Source organism: Solibacillus cecembensis, from assembly GCF_050272495.1.
Classification (GTDB): domain Bacteria; phylum Bacillota; class Bacilli; order Bacillales_A; family Planococcaceae; genus Solibacillus; species Solibacillus cecembensis.
Window position 1 is genome coordinate 95,896 of sequence record NZ_JBNNMF010000008.1, and the last position, 13,995, is coordinate 109,890.

Below are 13,995 nucleotides of genomic sequence, written 5' to 3' on the forward strand. Positions count from 1 at the left end.
AAGCCTCGGTGTAAACGGTAAAATTACACAAAGGGTTCATAAAACGCCTAATCCATCCTTCTCTCATCCAGACTATACTGTCGGCTTTGGAATCACACCAAATCCTGCCAAAAAGGCTCGCGGGCTTAGAATTTCTTCATCACCGCCGATTGGGACTTTCACCCGACCCCGAAGGACTATTCAACTATGACGCCCATTATAGCAAACTATTTTTATCAATGCAAAATAAGTTTTGAACCCGTTTTATTTTTTGCTCATGAAAAATGATGAGATCAAAATCCCCCCACTCGATTTCCTTTAATAATTGAAAATAGCCAAGCATACATTTGACTAAACATGAATTTAAGAAGACAAAGGTGGTTGATCAATGCAAACAGCACTTATATATATCGTATTATTGCGTATCCTTTCGGGAAGCGTAGATATTATTGCTGCATATATTATGTTTAAATTAAATGATTTAGAAAAGGCGTTTATTGTGAATTCATCACTTGCGCTAATCGGGCCTATCATTTTCATTATCACGACTGGTATAGGCTTGTCAGGGCTGAGTGATAAAATATCATTTGCAAAAATGATTTGTCTACTTAGTGGTGTGACCCTGATTTTTATTAGTTTGCGTATGAAATGATGGGACAACCATCCGTCCCTTTCCGAGCAAACAATCAGTTTTATTAGAGCATGAATTCAATATTCCTCGAATACATTAGGCATTGATAACTAGTACTGGAGGAGGTATAGGAATTCCTACATTTGTTACGCAATCATTGGAGGAAATACGTTTTTGGTCTCGAATCATGAAGGAACATGCTTTCTTTTTAAGTCTTGGGTTCACCGCAGATCAAACGGAACTCATAAATGAAGCTAAATATTTTATCCCTGTATTTGAACAAATTCAAGAGCAGGCGAATCAATATAACGAACAAACAGATCCTCAAGTAATTAAACAGTTTAACATTCAAGTATATCAAGCGACCGTTTATATTTGGGCTTATAAACGAAAAGTACTTGGATTAATTTTAAGCTGTAAAATCGTTAGTAATAATATGCCTTTATTAGTGGATCATACAAGTCGTGAAGCCTATTATTTTGCGAAACGATTAAAAGAATTAAACGAAGGCAAATTAATCCCGTTACCTGAAGCCATTATTAAAGAAAATGTGTTTTTCCTAAAAATTATGGCTGATCATTCGAAGTTCATCGGTCACTTATTGGATCCTTCCGAACGAAAATTAGTGGATCAAGCCCGTGAGTTCAGCAATGATTTCGACCAACTACTATTTCAAGCGCAAGACTTAGATCATATGCGTCCTCAATCCGAAACTCCTTCACTTTTAGACCAATTTCTTGATCAAAACCGCGTATCTGTTGTGGCATTACGTGACTTCAAAAAAACGGCACGCGATTTAATTGAAGCTTGTCGCATAAAAAGTAATATTCCTGCACTTCTCGCAGACCATGTATACCGAGAAGCCGATCATTTCCTTCATATAATTGATGCTTTTGAAGACCATCTTACTTCCCTAAAGCCGTAAATTATATGAATCAAATGGAATAAATCATTTCAATTAATTTCATATTAACACCCAATAAAGAGGCATTCATGCAATGATGGAATGCCTTTTAATGTTTGTCATTTTTATATAATAATTAATTAAACTGAATCACGTTGATTTAGCCTCCATCCATTCAATTGATAAGTATCGAAAATGCACTATATACTAATAACCCCGCCATTACGATATTAAACGGCTGTCGATATTGCGATAATAAACTTTGGAAAACGGAACCAAAAAGACTCCAGCTAAATGTGCTCATAACACCGACTATTCCTAAAAATACTGAAAATAGCAGATAGCTAAAATAAGAATCATAATAAGGAAGAATGAACGTTGCGACGACAGTAATCCCAAACAAAATTCCTTTTGGATTAACAAATTGCAGCAAAATCGCGATAACAAAAAAGTTTTTATGCTCCTTGGCTGTACTGTCATCTCCCTCCTTACTCGTCAAAATTTTATATGCTAAATACAGCATGTAACCGACACCCAAAAGCGTCAATAGGAATTCGATTTTCGGCATAACATTTGTCAGTACGATATTAAAAACACTACATAATAAAGTAATCGCAAAAAAACCGACACCAACACCTAAACAAAAGGACACGGTTTTCTTTAATCCATACTTGTTCGCAAATGCCATCGCCATAATATTGTTTGGTCCTGGCGTAAAACTAGAAATGATGACAAATAACAAAAATGAAAATACAGGCATCATCTGCTCCCCCTCATTAAATGGCGTATGTTATAATGTACAAAATAATCAATATAACGTCATACGTTTTATTATACATATAGGTCGTTATATTGTACATAGTGGAGGGATTCACATATGGAAGACATTCATCTAATCGTTGCAAAAAATTTAAAAGTCATTCGCGAGCAGGAAAAACTAAGCTTAGAAAAAGTGGCCCAATTAAGTGGCGTTAGTAAAACGATGATTGGTCAAATTGAACGAGGTGAGTCCAGTCCAACTCTAACAACGATTTGGAAAATAGCGAACGGCTTAAAAATTTCTTTTACAGCCCTCATCAACAATCCACAGCCTGATACGACGGTTGCTTTAAGAAATGAGATTCAAGTTTTATCTGAAGACAGTGGAAAATACCGCGTCTACCCTGCCTTTCCGTTCCAAGATGATCGACGCTTTGAAGTATATACAGTTGAAATAGACAAAGACGGACATTTGCAGGCTGAAGGTCACCGTGAAGGGACGGAGGAATTTATTACGGTGTTTGACGGCGCACTAACAATTCATGTCGATGACGGTCACTATACAATAAAGAGTGGCGATTCCATCCGATTCAAGGCAGATAAACCCCATAGTTATACGAATGCTGGCAACACATTAACGCGCTTAAGCATGACAATTTATTATCCACCTTTCCAGTAAGATTGCATGCATCGATACATGAAAACAGCCACTTCACGGAGAAATGGCTATTTTCACTTTAAACTATTTCGTATTTTTCAGCACTTCGCTTAATTGCAATGGTGATATTGTCCCTTGATGAAAATATAATTGCCATCTTTCATCCATACGTTTCCAAATAGAACTTCTTAACGTATTCCGATTTCTCGTCTTGTCGACAATAAAATACGTAGCTAAAACGACATCTGGTGCTAGTGGATAAATTTCATAGTTATGTAGTGACATCTCTGTCAACACAACGCCTGTTTCAAGGCAATCTTGCTTATTGTAGAAATAACCCGAACTCCCAATTTCAAAGAATTCGTCTGCCAGTATTTCATCTAGCTTTTCATTACTATTCCGTACTTCAAGCCCAATGTGACTTTCCTCTAATTGCTTTAAATGTTCCTTTAAATTTATATTCATTAGATACGCACCTTTAATTTCAACTATTCACTAGCATGATCAAATCGTTTTAGCCATTGAGATATTCGTTATTTCATAGCCAAGCTTTTCATACAATCCGCGCGCTACTTTGTTATGACCAAATACATGGAGTCCGATTTTTTTCATCCCTAAACCTTTCGCAATCACTTCGATTTCTTTCATTGCTGATTTTCCATATCCTAAACCTTGGAATTGCTCAAAAATGAGGAAGTCATAAATAAAACCTTCTTCCGGATTGGTAGGCGGTTGTGAAATCCAAATCATCCCAACTAGAATCTCGTGTTGAAAAACAGAAAATAACTGATGATTTTCCGTTCTCTCATCGTTTGGTAACAGTTTTTCAAAAGAGTCCTTTGACAATCGCATCGCTTCCTCTTCACGCCAATTGCCAGCATCGACCTTCTCTTTCGCATAATCTTCTATCGCATAGCTAATATAGTGCTGAAACTCTTGCCCACTCATCTGTTTTAATGTAATCAATTTGTCTCCTCCTAATGAAATTTTATAGGTAAAATAATCATTGTGTAAAAGTCCCACCGTTTCTACTTCTCAAGTCAGCCGTTTTTTGCCTCTTGCTTTGTTACGTCTAAAAACTTTACTAAATGGGCGCGTGTCCAGCTAGGAACTTCTCAGCAACACGCATCAAAATATATTTTAAATGCTTAATCGATTATACTCCGTAAACCGATTACATACATTGAATAATTATTATTGAGAAAAGAGGTCTTACTATGTTTATTTATGTGGTTCAAATGGGAGATAGCTTATACTCCATTGCGTCAAAATTTCAAGTTAATATGGATAGTATCCGCATCACGAACGAATTAACAACAGATAGCTTAGTACCTGGACAGGATTTGCTTATTCCAACAAATATGTATATTGTCCAGCCTGGCGATTCCTTATATTACATTTCTCGAATGAGTTTCGTTCCAATTGAGATTATACGGTTATATAACGGTCTCAGGTCAGATGTTCTAATGATTGGAATGACTCTATATTTACCGCCACGTCCTAAATATCCCGTAGAAAATTTAAGTTACATGTATCCTACCACTCCTGATCAGGACCAATTAATTATCAGTACTTTTGCAGCAACCAATACGTATATTGCCATGTTTGAATACCATATTCTCGAGGGAGGAACACTCAGCACACTTAATGACGAGTTTGCGATTCAAACTGCACGAGATTACAATGTGGCACCTGTGGCTACCATCACTAATTTAACACCGGAAGGATTTAGTCCAGAAGTTACACGCCAAGTATTAACTTTTCCTGAACAACGAAACCTTCTTATAGACAATATATATGCTCTTGTAACAACCAAAAATTATGCTGGAGTTAATGTTGATTTTGAAAGAGTACGAGAAGACGAAAGAGACTTATATACTGGTTTTTTAAGATTGTTGAGCGAACGTTTAAAACCTGAAGGTTATTCGGTCTCCGCTGCAGTTCCAGCTAAAACAAGTGAAGATATACCGTGGTTAAAAGGATATGACTTCGGGGGAATTGGATCCGTTGTCGATTTTATATTTATTATGGCCTATGACTGGCATGTTCCAAATTCTGAGCCTGGCCCTGTTGCTCCGATTAATGAAGTACGAAGCGCCATTGAATTTGCGCTGCAACACATGAATCGAAATAAAATTATGCTCGGGTTACCAAATTACGGGTATGAATGGACGATGGACAACGGAAACGCGGTAAGTGGGAGAGCTATTTCAGTTTCTGGTGCAATACAACTTGCCTTAAGGTATCAAGTCCCCATTCAATATTCATATGAATATGAACAACCATTCTTTATATACTGGGACGAAAATGGGATCCGACACATTGTTTGGTTTGAAGATGCCCAGGCACGTGCAATAAAATTACAGTTAACAGTTGATTATCAGCTTAGAGGCGTTGGGGTTTGGCAATTAGGACTTGGTTTCCCGCAAGCACCTCACTTAATCAATGAGTTTTTTCATACGAAGCATATTATTAATTAAACCCGAAATAAAGAAAAGATGCGCTCCCATTTGATAAGCATGACGAATAGCCAACTATCCAAGTTTATTTCGGATAGTTGGCTATTTTTCGTCGAAAGTATGTAATGAGACAGAATTTAGGATTTTTGGTGAATCCGTCATTCGCTTTACTGTCAAAATCATGGGCAGCATGTAACGCGCTCGTTTGTTTATTAAAAGATTAAGCTATTCTATTGACCTAACCTTGTATCTCAAAACTGTTTTTAATTTTGCAGGTTCAACTTTTCTAAAATCCGAAAGATATATTTCCCTATGTTGTAATGAAACTCTTTCAAGATTGTTGTTTTTTGTAAATTCATTCATTAATTCAAAATTTTGAGGTTCATCATCATATGGACCAATATGAAGCATTTGCACACTTGAACCATCTTGAAATACATCGAACGTTACCTCATTTAGAAATGGATGTGGTTTCTTTTTTTCTACGATTTCGAAAGCTCTTTCTACTATTTCTTTCGTTACAAAATCTGGCTGTCTGATCATAATCGTATAAACTAATTCATCTTTATTTAATGAATCTAACCCCCTTCCCTTTTCTGATAAATCCCAAATTCCTTCTAATGGATAGACAGTATATTCAAAATAACCGTCTGGCGTGTATCCTTGCTTCGGCATCATTCGAATTGCATAGGCCAAAGAATAAAGAACACCTATCTTTTCAGCGAATTCATGCTCATTTGGATTTCCATTTCCCTTTATTAATAAAAACTTCTGTTCTGGAATTGTGACAAGTTCTGGTTTTTGTTTTGGAATATAGAGATGTTTCTCTTGTTTTCTCCATTCGTATTTCATTCGCTTTGATTCCCTTCTCTCTATTATTTTCATTATGTTTGAGTACTACTATAATCTCCTTCTCTAAAAAAATCTCCTTAACGAGCTTTCTTTCGTTCATTAGAGCCTGTACAGCACAGAAAAGTTTCAAAAATTTTAGGAATTCTATTATTATAAATGCTTCACCCCTAGTTAAACATGGGATGAAGCATTTTTATACTAGCTACTGTGAAAATTTATACTGTACGACTTAAAAAAGCAAGCAACAAACTTAAAATTTTGCCATCTGAATATTGTTCGATTTTATCGCTGTGATCTGTACTAAATATCCCTTTTTCATACAGTTTTCCGAATAACTTTTTCGCTTCTGCTATGCCCGTCGCATCTAATGTATTTTTGGACGTTTCCACTTTATTTCCCTCCTCCTTTGCGGGTATTGAAAATGGATGACCAATTGCTGCTGCTAAAACTTTTGCTATGGCAAGGCAAATTTTTTCTAAATTCTGATCCAGCAATTCGATATCTTTTTTACTGTTTACAAACCCAAACTCAATCAAAATGCCCGGCTCGTAGGTTTTCGTTAAAACGCCAATGTCGTTCCGGTATTTTGCACCACGATTAATTAGACCAGACGCATCGCACATCGCTTTTGCTACGTTCGTGGCTAAGTCTTTTTGGGTATTGTACAACACCTCTCCTCCTATTGGTCGGTCGGTTAACGGAGTCGTCGAATTTAAGTGACCACTCACAATTAGTCCATTGCGATCTTTGTTATGGTAGGCTACTAAATGATTAATATTTTGCGTTTGATTTTTAGATATTTTATCCTCGTAATATGTTGCAGGTACTTTATTAGCGATCAAAATTTCATAAATTCGTTTTATAAATTTCCGGGCATATTGCACCTCATCTACATACCCGCTCGCACCAGTTCTGTCACCATAATGTCCTACATGCAATTCAATTTCTACTGGTTGTGTCATTTCATATTCCCTCCCTTCAAAATTAAGGTGTATTTTAGCATATACAAAACCTACTAGAATTGAATGTGCTATCTACTAAAACTTTGCAATTTGCTTTATTTTTAATTTAAATGGCCTTGAGATTATAGAATTCAGCTAACTTTGAATTACAGGCTGTAGCTTTTCCAATAATAATTTCATGGATATGTCCCCTTTATTTATGTATTACTAAATATCGTGAAAAAGGGGACATTTGTTGGTTAATTTTTTTATAATTCGCAAAAAAATCATGATAGATAAAAATATAATTCAAGCTATACTATAGATGTGGGTAATCATAACTGAGGAGATATATTATGCCAAAAGAAAAATATCAACAAATGATTTATACAAGTATCAATGAGAAATTTCAAAAATGGGATGAATTAGAGTTTATTACAGAACGACAAATCTATTTTTTTCTACATAGTTTAAAAGGAACGGCTGGATCAATCGGATTATATGAACTAACGACAACTGCTAGTGAAAAAATAGAACCTTTAAATGAAAATGGGGAAAGATATTGGAGTAAGCCTGAATGGAAGAGCTATCTTGCACCTATAATTGAAGAAATTAGTTTTTATCAAACAAATTTTAATGGACAGCAAGTTGAAAACACACAATTAATTTCAACAAATAACAGATATGACCAAGAATTTATATTAATTATAGATGATGACATTGTATTCATTTCTTATTTAAAAGATATTTTAGAAAGAATGGGTCATTCCGTAATCGTTGCATACAATGGCAAACGTGGGTTGGAATTAATATATGAACTTAAACCTGCTATTGTATTTTTAGATATTATGCTACCTGATACAAGTGGTTTTTCTATCTTAAATAATATAAAGAAGATTAAAAAGGATCGTATGTTTGTTGCTGTTATGAGTTCGAATGATTGCAAGGAAAACAAAATACGAGCATATGACATGGGCGCTTTAGATTTTATTTCTAAACCTATAGAGGAAGATATTTTGATTTCCTATGTAACAAATCGCTTAGCTTATAAAAAAGAGTTAGACCAATCGATTATTACTGATGAGTTAACACAAATCTTTAATCGTAAATTCATGAACACTCAACTCGATAAGTTAATCCAGCAATACACTCGAAACAACGAACCCTTTGCTCTTGTAATAGCTGATTTAGATTATTTTAAAAAGGTCAATGATACATACGGACATTTGGTTGGAGATGAAGTGTTAAAAGGATTCGCAGATTTAGTAATGAAGTCTAAACGTGAGCAAGATGTATTTTGTCGATATGGTGGTGAAGAATTTGTCATGTTAATGCCTCAAACCACTGCCGACCAAGCATGCATGCTACTCGAACAACTTCGCGAGTCAATGAAGCAAAAATATTTTACAGCGAACGAAGTAAGATTTCAGGTGACCTTCTCTTCTGGAGTAGTGGAAGCCAGTGCGGCAAATCTTCATCCAAAAAAATTACTAGAAGAGGCCGATCAAGCTCTTTACAATGCGAAGGAATCTGGAAGAAATCAGACCGTTATTTTTAATCGACTAACAGCTGGTGTACAGAAGAAAGTAAACGTGAAAATCATCGTGATTGATGATGTTTCTCTCATTCGGAATCTAATTACAACTCACTTCGCGAATTGGGAATCAAGTGAAAACTTTGATATTGAAGTTACCCCTTATAGTGATGGTATTAGCTTCTTAAATTCGAATTGGTATACGCCAAATTATAAGTATATTATTTTACTAGATGGCATGATGCCAGAAATGAATGGTATGGATGTCCTTAAGAAAATTAGAGAAAAACATACTTCAAAAGATGTCATCATTTCAATGTTAACGGGTCTTAAAGATGAGAAATACGTCTTTGAGGCACTAGAAATTGGTGCTGATGATTATATTATCAAACCATTTAATATAACAGATGTTTCAACACGAATTTTGAATCTAATTAACCGCGTATTTAATTGACGTAGAGATGAGGGATAATATGAAAAAGATTTTAGTTGTAGATGATGAAGAAATTTTAAGAATGCTTATTTGCGATACATTGGAAGACCTAGGATTCGAAATTGATGAAGCAGAAGATGGTGTTGAAGCAATTCAAAAACTCAATGCGCAAGCTTATGACTTAATAATACTCGATTACATGATGCCAAATTTAACTGGCGTAGAGGTTATAGAGCAGCTGGAAGTAGATGTCAAAAACAACACCCCAATTCTGATGCTTACTGCTAAAGCTCAAGAAGCAGACCGTCAAGTCGTATTGGATAAAGGCGCTCATTATTTTATGTCCAAACCCTTTAGTCCTGTTGAATTGATGGGCTTAGTGGAGGAAATTTTAAATGTATAAGTCTTTCCCAAGTCTAGATAAAAACATTCGTAGTCAATTTCTAAAAATGCTGTTTAAAGTCTCATTTACATTTTTAATAATCGTGATTGTTTTCTTTTCGTATGTTAAATCTAGTAATGAGAGTTTAAAAGTAGAACGAGAAGCTGTAAGGGAAAAAGCAGAAATTGTAGATGGATTAGCGGATAGTTTTAATGGCATTAATTTCAGGGCTAGAGGGTATTATGCATTTCAAAATAAACAAGAACTACAATTATTACATGAAAATTTAGAGGCATTCGAATTATATTTAAATAAATTCGGTCAATTACCTCACACAAAAGAAGAAAAAGCATTGTATGAAGAATTACTTAATTTTAGTCAAAATTATAAAACAGTCATCCTCCCTCAAGCTATAAGTTATGTAGATGCAAATGACTATGAAGCTTTAAGGAAGCTTTCCGGTGATGGGACAAATACTCTTGTAAATAAATTTGTAGCATATACAAATACTTACAACAAAAAAAATGAGATTGATTTAAACAATTTATTCTCAAAATCGATTGAAAAAGCTCAAAATTTTACATTAATATCCCTATTTTTAGGTATTATTCTCCTATTTTTTGTAGGGATCATTATGCGCAGAGTACTTTCTAATGTGATTCAACCAATTGAGCAGTTAACAAATGCTACAAATGCAATAACATCAGGACATTTCATAGATCTTAGTAGTCTGGTTCAGAAAGAAGATGAGCTAGGTATTTTAGCTAATTCATTCCATAAAATGACGATGTCAATTCAAGAGAAAGAAGAAGTATTGACGACTCAAAATGAAGAACTGACTGCACAACAAGATGAATTACAGGGCAATCAAATTCAATTACAACACTCACTAAGTCAGTTACAAAAATATAATGATTTGAATCACGTTTTAACGTTCACACTCGATAAACAACAATTATTAGAGAATCTGAATGATTATTTAAATGATATCTACAAGTTCGATACTAGTATCTTGTATTTACTCGAAGGGCATGTTTATGTATCTAAAGGGTTAACAAAAAATTCAACTGAACTTCTTGTTGGAAATCTTAATAAAGATAAACAAGTTCGTTTAGAGGAAGAAAAGTCTTTTGTCATTACTCGAAAAGTAATTCCAGAGGCACAAGATATTGCACAACACCCCTATTATTGCTATGACCTCTATTCATCTGTCTTGAATTCTGAGGGGCATTTAGTAGCTGTTATGATGGCTACTCGAGAAGGCTTTCCATTTTCATGCCATGAAATAGAAGATTTGAACGGGTTAATGAATCGTGTGTCTATCGCCTTTGAACGCATACTTATGTATGAAGAAGTTGAGCGATCGCGACAATTAAATCAAAATATTATTGACAATGTAAATGAGGGAATTCAACTGGTGTCCTCCACAGGTGATGTTGTCTTAGCCAACAAAGCATTCTCTCAAATAATTCCTTCTCAAAACAAATTTAACAAGCAACATGTTTCACAACAAATTTGGCTGGAAAATTTACAAACTATTTGCGATCAACCCGAAGATTTGACTCAATTTTTCACCAAAGCTATTGTAGAGGATTTTATCGATAAAAGAACTTTCCGCTATTCAATTTCACAAAGTACTCAAGTTTTTGTTGAAGTATATGCAACGAGCGTGTATGAAGATGAAGTAAAAATTGGAACGATGTTTGTTCATCGTGACATTACTAGAGAGTACGAGGTAGATCAAATGAAATCCGAGTTGGTTAGTACAGTTAGTCATGAACTACGTACGCCATTATCAAGCGTTTTAGGATTTACTGAGCTTTTATTAACAAAAGAATTAAAACCGGAACGTCAAACAAAATACATTGAAACAATTCATAAAGAAGCGATTCGTCTAACAAATCTAATTAATGATTTTCTCGATTTACAGAGAATGGAATCTGGTAAGCAACAGTATAATATGCAACAACTATCAATGAATGAGCTATCCATTGAAATCGTTAACAGATTTAGTCACGAAAAGAACCACCATGTACATTTAATTGATAAAGCAAAATACGTAAATGTAAACGGAGATTCAGAAAGACTCGTTCAAGTATTTATTAATATCATCGGTAACGCGATCAAGTTCTCCCCTACTGGTGGCGATGTAACTATTACTCTAGAAAACGTTAATGACATGCTGCAAGTTAGTGTAAAAGATCAAGGCATTGGTATCCCAAAAAATGAAACGCCTAAACTATTTCAGAAATTTAAACGAATTGATAATAGTTCAAGAAGACAAATTGGTGGTACAGGGTTAGGACTATCCATTTGTAAAGAAATTATTATCAAACATGGTGGCGATATATGGCTAGATTCAGAAGAAGGACAAGGGACAACCGTATACTTTAACTTACCACTTAACATGAAGCTTGCAGCTAGAAAAAATATTGACGGAAATGATTTAGATGAAGTACAAACGGGTTTAAACGTCATGATTGTAGAAGATGATTTAAGCTTAGCCTTACTCTTATCTGAAGAGTTAAAAAGTAAAGGCTTTACTGTACTTTTTCATGATAATCCTAGACTTGCTTTTGAAGAAGCGCTTCAAACACCATTAGTCGGAATTGTGATTGATTTAATGCTTGGAGATGAAATAAACGGATGGGATTTTGTACAACTTCTAAATGAGACAGAACAAACAAGTAAAATACCAATTATCATTTCTTCTGCATTAGATGAAACAAAAGAAAACGTTGAAAAATACAAAATTGAAAAGTATTTTACGAAACCATACTCTCCTGAAGAACTTTCAAAAATACTTGTAGCATCCGTTACTAGCCAAGTAAAGTAATAGGTTGCGCTCGAAATGTAATTTTCTCTTAAATTTTAAAGTGAAGATAAATGTTAATGAAATATCGAATACTCGCATTGATTTTTAGATTATATTTCTACTTTTAAAATAAATTGTAGGAATACCTATAAAAGCTAATATGTCTTTGCATGACCCAAGTGAATTTATTCGCTTGGGTCATTTTTCGCTTCAAACATTTCTACTTAGGCACAATAGAGATGTGACTTCTTCCATGTCTTGCTGCGGATGTTTTGAAACCTTTTGTTATTTCAATCGTATGAACTAGTAAGTAGGCGGTGATATTGTGGTAAGATGTACAAACTGTAATCATAAATGGTCATTCAAAGAAGTGATGGCTCTAGGCTTTTCAAAGGAAGGCAAAAATTGTTCCCATTGTCATGAAAAACAGTATTTATCAGCAAAAACCCAAAACATATTTACTTTAGGGTATATCAGTCTTTTATTTGTCCTTATTTTCCCCTTCTTTATCAAACTAAGTGATAAGAAAGAAAACTTATTGTAAATGCAAAACAGCATCCTCATCGTGAAGGATGCTGTTTTGACTATACCGCAATCGGTGCTTTAATCGTTGGATGCGGGTCATAGCCTTCAATTGTTAAATCTTCCAGCTCAATATCGAAAATTGACTTTTTCTCTGGATTGATTGTTAATGTTGGTAAGTCTTTTAACGCGCGGCTTAATTGTTCATTCACTTGCTCAATATGGTTAGAATAAATATGTGCATCCCCAATGCTATGCACGAACTCCCCTACTTCTAACCCACATTCATGTGCAATTAAATGCGTGAGTAAAGCATAGCTCGCAATATTGAATGGAATGCCTAGGAATGTATCCCCACTGCGCTGTGTTAACATGCAGCTTAATTTCCCATTAGCTACATAAAATTGGAACATAATATGGCATGGTGGTAATGCAGCTTTACTTCCTTTTGCACCAGCATTGATCACATCTTCTGGGTTCCATGCGTTGACAATAATACGACGTGAATCTGGATTGTTTTTAATTTGGTTAATGGCATCTTGCAACTGGTCAATTTCATTGCCTTCTGAGTCAGTCCAACGGCGCCATTGCTTCCCGTAAACATTGCCAAGTTCACCGTATTTTTCAGCAAATGCATCATCTTCTAATACACGCTCGCAATAAGAAGCCATTTCCGCTTTATACACTTTGTTGAATTCTTCATCCACTAAACAGCGATTGCCGAAGTCCGTCATATCAGGTCCTGTATATTCATCCGACTCCACCCAGCGCTTAAATGACCACTCATTCCAAATATGATTATTATTTTGCAATAAGTAACGAATATTCGTATCGCCTTTAATAAACCAAAGTAGCTCACTCGCCACAAGCTTAAATGGCACGCGTTTTGTCGTCAGTAATGGGAATCCTTGCGCTAAATCAAAACGCATTTGATGGCCAAAAATGCTCATCGTTCCCGTTCCAGTACGGTCTTCCTTTTTTACACCGTTATTTAAAATAGTCTGTAAAAGATCTAAGTATGTTTGTTCTAATGTATTTGCCACTTTTGTGCACCTCCGAAATAATTCACTTCATATTATAGCTGAAAAACGTGGTGAATGCGTGAACTACGGTAGTTTTTTCAATT

At 35.0% G+C, this 13,995-nt stretch carries 13 protein-coding genes and 1 riboswitch; of the genes, 7 read left to right on the top strand and 6 right to left on the bottom strand.

Going from position 1 to position 13,995, the window contains the following annotated elements:
• Window positions 1-51 precede the first annotated feature (51 nt).
• A riboswitch (FMN riboswitch) is annotated at window positions 52-180 on the bottom strand.
• Window positions 181-367: 187 nt separating this feature from the next.
• Both ACQKIH_RS09120 and ACQKIH_RS09125 read left to right on the top strand, forming a co-directional pair.
• Window positions 368-631, top strand: a complete 264-nt coding sequence (locus ACQKIH_RS09120; RefSeq protein ID WP_057988793.1) for a DUF2619 domain-containing protein — start codon at window positions 368-370, stop codon at window positions 629-631.
• A 112-nt stretch (window positions 632-743) separates the two neighbouring features.
• On the top strand, window positions 744-1,535 hold the full coding sequence (locus ACQKIH_RS09125) for a DUF2935 domain-containing protein (protein WP_427765382.1): 792 nt from the start codon (window positions 744-746) through the stop codon (window positions 1,533-1,535).
• 154 nt (window positions 1,536-1,689) lie between these two features.
• Here ACQKIH_RS09125 and ACQKIH_RS09130 read toward each other — a convergent pair whose 3' ends face one another.
• Entirely contained in the window at window positions 1,690-2,274 is a 585-nt protein-coding gene (locus tag ACQKIH_RS09130; RefSeq protein WP_427765285.1) for a LysE family transporter, read from the bottom strand.
• A gap of 117 nt (window positions 2,275-2,391) precedes the next feature.
• Between ACQKIH_RS09130 and ACQKIH_RS09135 the strand changes: the two genes are divergently transcribed.
• Entirely contained in the window at window positions 2,392-2,952 is a 561-nt protein-coding gene (locus ACQKIH_RS09135) for a helix-turn-helix domain-containing protein (protein ID WP_427765287.1), read from the top strand.
• 63 nt (window positions 2,953-3,015) lie between these two features.
• On the opposite strand, the gene ACQKIH_RS09140 is transcribed toward ACQKIH_RS09135, so the two are convergent.
• Window positions 3,016-3,396: a nuclear transport factor 2 family protein gene (locus ACQKIH_RS09140; protein ID WP_427765290.1), complete on the bottom strand. Its 381-nt coding sequence runs from the start codon at window positions 3,394-3,396 to the stop codon at window positions 3,016-3,018.
• A 39-nt stretch (window positions 3,397-3,435) separates the two neighbouring features.
• Window positions 3,436-3,897: a GNAT family N-acetyltransferase gene (locus tag ACQKIH_RS09145; protein WP_057988782.1), complete on the bottom strand. Its 462-nt coding sequence runs from the start codon at window positions 3,895-3,897 to the stop codon at window positions 3,436-3,438.
• Between the two features lie 251 nt (window positions 3,898-4,148).
• On the opposite strand from ACQKIH_RS09145, the gene ACQKIH_RS09150 reads away from it, so the two are divergent.
• Complete coding sequence (locus ACQKIH_RS09150; protein WP_427765292.1) at window positions 4,149-5,411, top strand: glycosyl hydrolase family 18 protein; 1,263 nt, start codon at window positions 4,149-4,151, stop codon at window positions 5,409-5,411.
• A gap of 204 nt (window positions 5,412-5,615) precedes the next feature.
• On the opposite strand, the gene ACQKIH_RS09155 is transcribed toward ACQKIH_RS09150, so the two are convergent.
• Together ACQKIH_RS09155 and ACQKIH_RS09160 are read right to left on the bottom strand one after the other, a co-directional pair.
• On the bottom strand, window positions 5,616-6,275 hold the full coding sequence (locus tag ACQKIH_RS09155) for a GyrI-like domain-containing protein (RefSeq protein WP_427765295.1): 660 nt from the start codon (window positions 6,273-6,275) through the stop codon (window positions 5,616-5,618).
• A 182-nt stretch (window positions 6,276-6,457) separates the two neighbouring features.
• The gene (locus ACQKIH_RS09160) at window positions 6,458-7,204 is read right to left on the bottom strand and encodes an N-acetylmuramoyl-L-alanine amidase (RefSeq protein WP_057988775.1); all 747 of its coding nucleotides are present in this window, start codon (window positions 7,202-7,204) and stop codon (window positions 6,458-6,460) included.
• Between the two features lie 335 nt (window positions 7,205-7,539).
• Here ACQKIH_RS09160 and ACQKIH_RS09165 point away from each other — a divergent pair, with 335 nt between their 5' ends.
• From ACQKIH_RS09165 to ACQKIH_RS09175, 3 genes are read left to right on the top strand one after another with little or no spacing between them, the layout of a single operon-like run.
• On the top strand, window positions 7,540-9,171 hold the full coding sequence (locus ACQKIH_RS09165; protein WP_427765298.1) for a GGDEF domain-containing response regulator: 1,632 nt from the start codon (window positions 7,540-7,542) through the stop codon (window positions 9,169-9,171).
• A 19-nt stretch (window positions 9,172-9,190) separates the two neighbouring features.
• A complete protein-coding gene (locus ACQKIH_RS09170) occupies window positions 9,191-9,553 on the top strand; it encodes a response regulator transcription factor (protein ID WP_427765300.1) in 363 nt (120 codons plus the stop codon).
• On the top strand, window positions 9,546-12,368 hold the full coding sequence (locus ACQKIH_RS09175) for an ATP-binding protein (protein WP_427765303.1): 2,823 nt from the start codon (window positions 9,546-9,548) through the stop codon (window positions 12,366-12,368). Before ACQKIH_RS09170 ends, ACQKIH_RS09175 begins: the two co-directional genes overlap by 8 nt.
• 563 nt (window positions 12,369-12,931) lie before the next feature.
• Here the strand turns inward: ACQKIH_RS09175 and ACQKIH_RS09180 are convergent.
• Window positions 12,932-13,912: a thymidylate synthase gene (locus tag ACQKIH_RS09180; RefSeq protein ID WP_057988768.1), complete on the bottom strand. Its 981-nt coding sequence runs from the start codon at window positions 13,910-13,912 to the stop codon at window positions 12,932-12,934.
• Window positions 13,913-13,995 lie beyond the last annotated feature (83 nt).

Excerpts from the sequence above, each read along its gene's own strand:
- ACQKIH_RS09120 (WP_057988793.1), top strand. The coding sequence starts at position 368 with ATGCAAACAGCACTTATATATATCGTATTATTGCGTATCCTTTCGGGA.
- ACQKIH_RS09130 (WP_427765285.1), bottom strand. The coding sequence starts at position 2,274 with ATGCCTGTATTTTCATTTTTGTTATTTGTCATCATTTCTAGTTTTACG.
- ACQKIH_RS09135 (WP_427765287.1), top strand. The coding sequence starts at position 2,392 with ATGGAAGACATTCATCTAATCGTTGCAAAAAATTTAAAAGTCATTCGC.
- ACQKIH_RS09140 (WP_427765290.1), bottom strand. The coding sequence starts at position 3,396 with ATGAATATAAATTTAAAGGAACATTTAAAGCAATTAGAGGAAAGTCAC.
- ACQKIH_RS09150 (WP_427765292.1), top strand. The coding sequence starts at position 4,149 with ATGTTTATTTATGTGGTTCAAATGGGAGATAGCTTATACTCCATTGCG.
- ACQKIH_RS09155 (WP_427765295.1), bottom strand. The coding sequence starts at position 6,275 with ATGAAAATAATAGAGAGAAGGGAATCAAAGCGAATGAAATACGAATGG.
- ACQKIH_RS09160 (WP_057988775.1), bottom strand. The coding sequence starts at position 7,204 with ATGACACAACCAGTAGAAATTGAATTGCATGTAGGACATTATGGTGAC.
- ACQKIH_RS09165 (WP_427765298.1), top strand. The coding sequence starts at position 7,540 with ATGCCAAAAGAAAAATATCAACAAATGATTTATACAAGTATCAATGAG.
- ACQKIH_RS09170 (WP_427765300.1), top strand. The coding sequence starts at position 9,191 with ATGAAAAAGATTTTAGTTGTAGATGATGAAGAAATTTTAAGAATGCTT.
- ACQKIH_RS09175 (WP_427765303.1), top strand. The coding sequence starts at position 9,546 with ATGTATAAGTCTTTCCCAAGTCTAGATAAAAACATTCGTAGTCAATTT.